This window comes from Archangium sp. (genome assembly GCF_036389735.1).
GTDB lineage: Bacteria > Myxococcota > Myxococcia > Myxococcales > Myxococcaceae > Archangium.
The window spans coordinates 1-3,746 of record NZ_DASVWK010000336.1 but is presented as its reverse complement, the minus strand read 5'-3'; the positions used below and the strand labels follow the sequence as shown (position 1 = coordinate 3,746).

The window sequence follows — 3,746 nt, the reverse complement described above, 5'->3', positions numbered from 1 at the left end:
GCCCGCTCCGGTCGCCGTCATGCCGCGGCCGGTGCCGCCTCCCGTGCAGGCTCCCACTGCCGAGGCGCCGAAGCCCGCCGCGCCCGTTGTCGCCGTGGCTCCGGTGGCCCAGCCCGCCGCGCCCGCGCCTCAGCCCCCGGCTCCTGTCGTGCCGCCGGTCGAGAAGCCAGCGCCCCAGGTCGTCACCGCCGCGGCCGAGAAACCGCCCAAGGTCATCGTGGCCGCGGCCAGGCCCGTGGAGCAGGAGCGCATCACCCGGGTCGCCGAGTCGGCCCTTCAGCGCCGCACGCCTCCTCCTCCGCCCGCGCCGGTGCCCGTGGCGCCTCCGGTCAAGGTGGAAGGTCGCAAGGCGCTTCAGAACAACACCCCGGGCGCCAACCTCAACAACTATGAGGACTCGGTCGACAAGGAGTTCGAGAGGGAGCTCTTCGAGGCGAAGAAGCCGGAGGATCCGCGCTCCAAGCGCACCGTCTACCTCCCGCCCGAGCCCGGCAAGGAGTCCCTCTCCACCTCGGACATCATGGAGGTGGTGAGCTCGCACAAGGAGGGCATCCGCTCCTGCATCGAGGCGCACGCACCTCGAGCGCCGGAGTCGGGCAAGGGTCGCTTCGTGGTGCGCTGGCAGGTCCAGCCGAGCGGCTCGGCCAGCGACGTCCTGGTGGAGACCGACGCCCTCAAGGGCACGCCATTCGCCCAGTGCATCGAGGGCCAGGTGCGCTCCTGGAAGTTCCCCCAGCACCGGGTGCGGAGCCAGGAGCCCGTGCGCTTCCCGTTCACGTACTGAGCGGGGTTCAGCTCCCGGCGAGTCGGGCGGCCTTGAGCAGCGCCTCCACCATGGGGACGCTGCTCGCCTTGCCCGTGCCCGCGAGGCCATAGGCCGTGCCGTGGTCCGGTGAGGTCCTCGGCACCGGCAGCCCGAGCGTCACGTTCACCGTCCGCTCGAAGTCCAGGGCCTTGGCCGGAATGAGTCCCTGGTCGTGGTACATCGCCAGCACCACGTCGTAGGGGAAGTCGTCCACCCGCGCGAAGAGCCCGTCCGCCGCGAGCGGCCCGTGCGCGTCCACCCGCAGCTTGCGCGCGCGCTGGATGGCCGGCGTGAGGACGTCCACCTCCTCGCGCCCCAGCAGCCCGCCCTCGCCCGCGTGCGGGTTGAAGCTCAGCACGCCGATGCGAGGCGCCTTGCCCACCACCGGCTTCAGGCTCCGCGACAGCAGCTGGAGCTGCCCCACCAGCCGCTCCACCGTCAGCAGCCGCGACACCTCCACCAGCGGCACGTGGTTCGTCGCCAGCGCCACCCGCACCCGCGGGCCGTCCATGAGCATCAGCACCTCGCGGCCGAAGGCCTCCGCCAACACCTCCGTGTGTCCCATGAAGGGGATGCCCGCTCGGGAGATCTGCTCCTTGGACACCGGCGCCGTGCACAGCGCGTCCACCTTGCCCGCTCGCGCCGCCTCGATGGCCGCCTGGATGTAGCCGTACTGGGCCTTTCCACCCGCGCGCGTGGGCTTGCCCGGCACCCGGTCCTTCTCCGCCAGCTCCGTCACCACGCACACCGTGGGCTGTGTGGGGCGGCTGAGCGCCTCCGGCGTGGTGCGGGCGTACTTCTGGAACTGGGGGAAGCGCGCCAGCGTCGGTCCGTCTCCGAAGAGGACCGGCACGAGCGCCCGGCGCACCTTCGGAGACGCCAGGGCGTCGGCCGTCACCTCGGGGCCGATTCCGGACACGTCTCCCAGCGAGATGCCTACGACGGGACGCTCGTTCACGCGTCTTCCCCCTCCCTCGGGCTTCACATCTTCACTTCGACGGACGCCTTCTGCCGCAGCTCCTGCACGTACTGCTCGACGTACTTCTCCGTCTTCTGGAGCTTGAGCTTCGCCTCCAGCTCGCCCTTCACCTGCTCGAACGGCGCCACCTCCACCGCCCGCTTCTCCTCTACCTTCAGGATGTGCCAGCCGAACTGCGTGCGCACCGGCTCGCTCACCTCGCCCTCCTTCAGCGTGAACGCCACCCGCTCGAAGGCCGGCACCATCACCCCGCGCTTGAAGAAGCCCAGGTCTCCACCGTCCGCCGCGCTCGGGCCCTCGCTCTTCGCCTTCGCCAGCTCCGAGAAGTTCACCCCCGGCTTGCGCGCCTCCACCGCCAGCGCCTCCGCCTTCTTGCGCGCCGTCTCCACCTTGTCTGGCGGCGCATTCGGGTCCACCTGCACCAGGATGTGCCGCGCGTGCACCTCCGAATCGCCCGTCTCCAGCTTGGAGTACTGGGTGTAGGCCGCCTTCAGGTCCTCCTCGGACACCTTCACCTTCGAGGACACCCTCATCTGCACCAGCTTCATGCGCCCCATCTGCTTGCGCAGGAAGTCCTTGTACGCCTGGATGGTGAAGCCCTCGCTCGTCAGCAGCCGCTCGAATTGCGTGTCGTCCGTGACGTTGTTCTGCCGACGCACGTCCGCCATCGCCGCCTCGAGCTCGGCGTCCGTCACGCCCAGGCCCAGCTCCTGGATCTGCTCCTCCATCAGCTTCTCGCCGATGAGGGCGTCCAGCGAGCCCTTGATGATCCGCGCCCGCGCCTCGGCGCGTCTGGCGGGATCCCGCTCCTGCTGGCCCAGCCGCGCCAGCTCCGGCGCCGCGCGCTTCTCCACCTCGGACAGCGCGATGACGTCGCGGTTCACCACCGCCACCACCCGGTCCACCAGCTCCGCCCGGGCCACCGCGCCGCTGAGCAGCAGCGCCGCCACCATCGTCCCCATCAGCTTCTTCATAGGCTTCTTCTCCCCGTATTCTGGTTGTGGCGGCCGCTTACTGCTTCGTCGCCGCCTGCGTCGCCGGTCGCCCGCGGATGGCCTGGAGCGTGGTCTCGTTCACCCACACCTTCGCCTTCGTCCGCAGCTCCTGCTCGTATGTCGCCTGCGCCTCGGCCCGCCGCTGCGCCAGCAGCTTCGCCTCCACCTGGTCCCTCACCTCGGCGAAGTCCAGCTTGCGCCCCGCCTTCCGCTCCTGCACCCGGAAGAGGTGGTAGCCGTACTCCGTCTCCACCACGTCCGACACCTGCCCCACCGGCAGCTTGAACACCACCTCGTCGAAGGCCGGCGGCATCTGCCCCCGAGGGAAGAAGCCCAGGTCTCCTCCCACCTTGGCGTCCGCGCTCATCGAGTAGCGGCGCGCCAGGTCGGCGAACTTCTTGCCCGACTTGAGCTGCGCCTGCACCCGCCGCGCGTCGTCCAGCTCCTTCACGACGATCTGCGCGGCGCGCACCTGCTCGGGCTCGGCGTACTCCGCCTCGTGCGTCGCGAAGTACGTGCGCAGCTCCTCCTCCGTGATGGCCACGCGCGTGTACACCTGGTTGTTGAAGAGCTTCTCGATGATGAGCCGCGCCGACTCGCGCGCCTTCAGCTCCGCCATCGACAGCTGCCCCTGCGCCAGCACCTCGTTGAAATTGCCCGCCGGATAGTCACTCGACAGGCGCAGCACCCCCCGATCCACCTCCTCGGGCGTCACGGTGATGTTGTGCGTCCGCGCCTCCTGGAGCAGCAGCATCCGGGAGATGAGCGTGTCCACCAGCGCGCGCTTGAAGGGTTCGATCTCCTCTGGCGTGTGCTGGGGGGCCTCGGTGGAGGACAGCTCGCGCCACAGCTCCTGCTCGAAGTCGGCGCGGGCGAGCACCTCGCCATTCACGGTGGCCACCACGTGGGCGTCCGGATCCTCCTTGTCCTTCTTGGTGCAGCCAGCCACGGCTACCGCGAGCGCCAG

Annotated in this window: 4 protein-coding genes; 1 reads left to right on the top strand and 3 read right to left on the bottom strand. The window is 70.0% G+C overall.

The window, feature by feature from the left end:
- Window positions 1-784, top strand: a 784-nt coding sequence (locus VF794_RS11805) for an AgmX/PglI C-terminal domain-containing protein (protein ID WP_331109773.1), incomplete at its 5' end; no start/stop codon positions are given.
- A gap of 7 nt (window positions 785-791) precedes the next feature.
- Here VF794_RS11805 and pdxA read toward each other — a convergent pair.
- The 3 genes from pdxA to VF794_RS11790 all read right to left on the bottom strand — a co-directional run.
- Entirely contained in the window at window positions 792-1,763 is a 972-nt protein-coding gene (pdxA, locus tag VF794_RS11800; protein ID WP_331109771.1) for a 4-hydroxythreonine-4-phosphate dehydrogenase PdxA, read from the bottom strand.
- A gap of 23 nt (window positions 1,764-1,786) precedes the next feature.
- Window positions 1,787-2,758 carry a peptidylprolyl isomerase gene (locus VF794_RS11795; protein ID WP_331109769.1) on the bottom strand — a complete coding sequence of 324 codons (972 nt, stop codon included), beginning with the start codon at window positions 2,756-2,758 and terminating at the stop codon, window positions 1,787-1,789.
- A gap of 37 nt (window positions 2,759-2,795) precedes the next feature.
- The coding region (locus VF794_RS11790) for a peptidylprolyl isomerase (protein WP_331109767.1) at window positions 2,796-3,746 on the bottom strand (951 nt) is incomplete at its 5' end.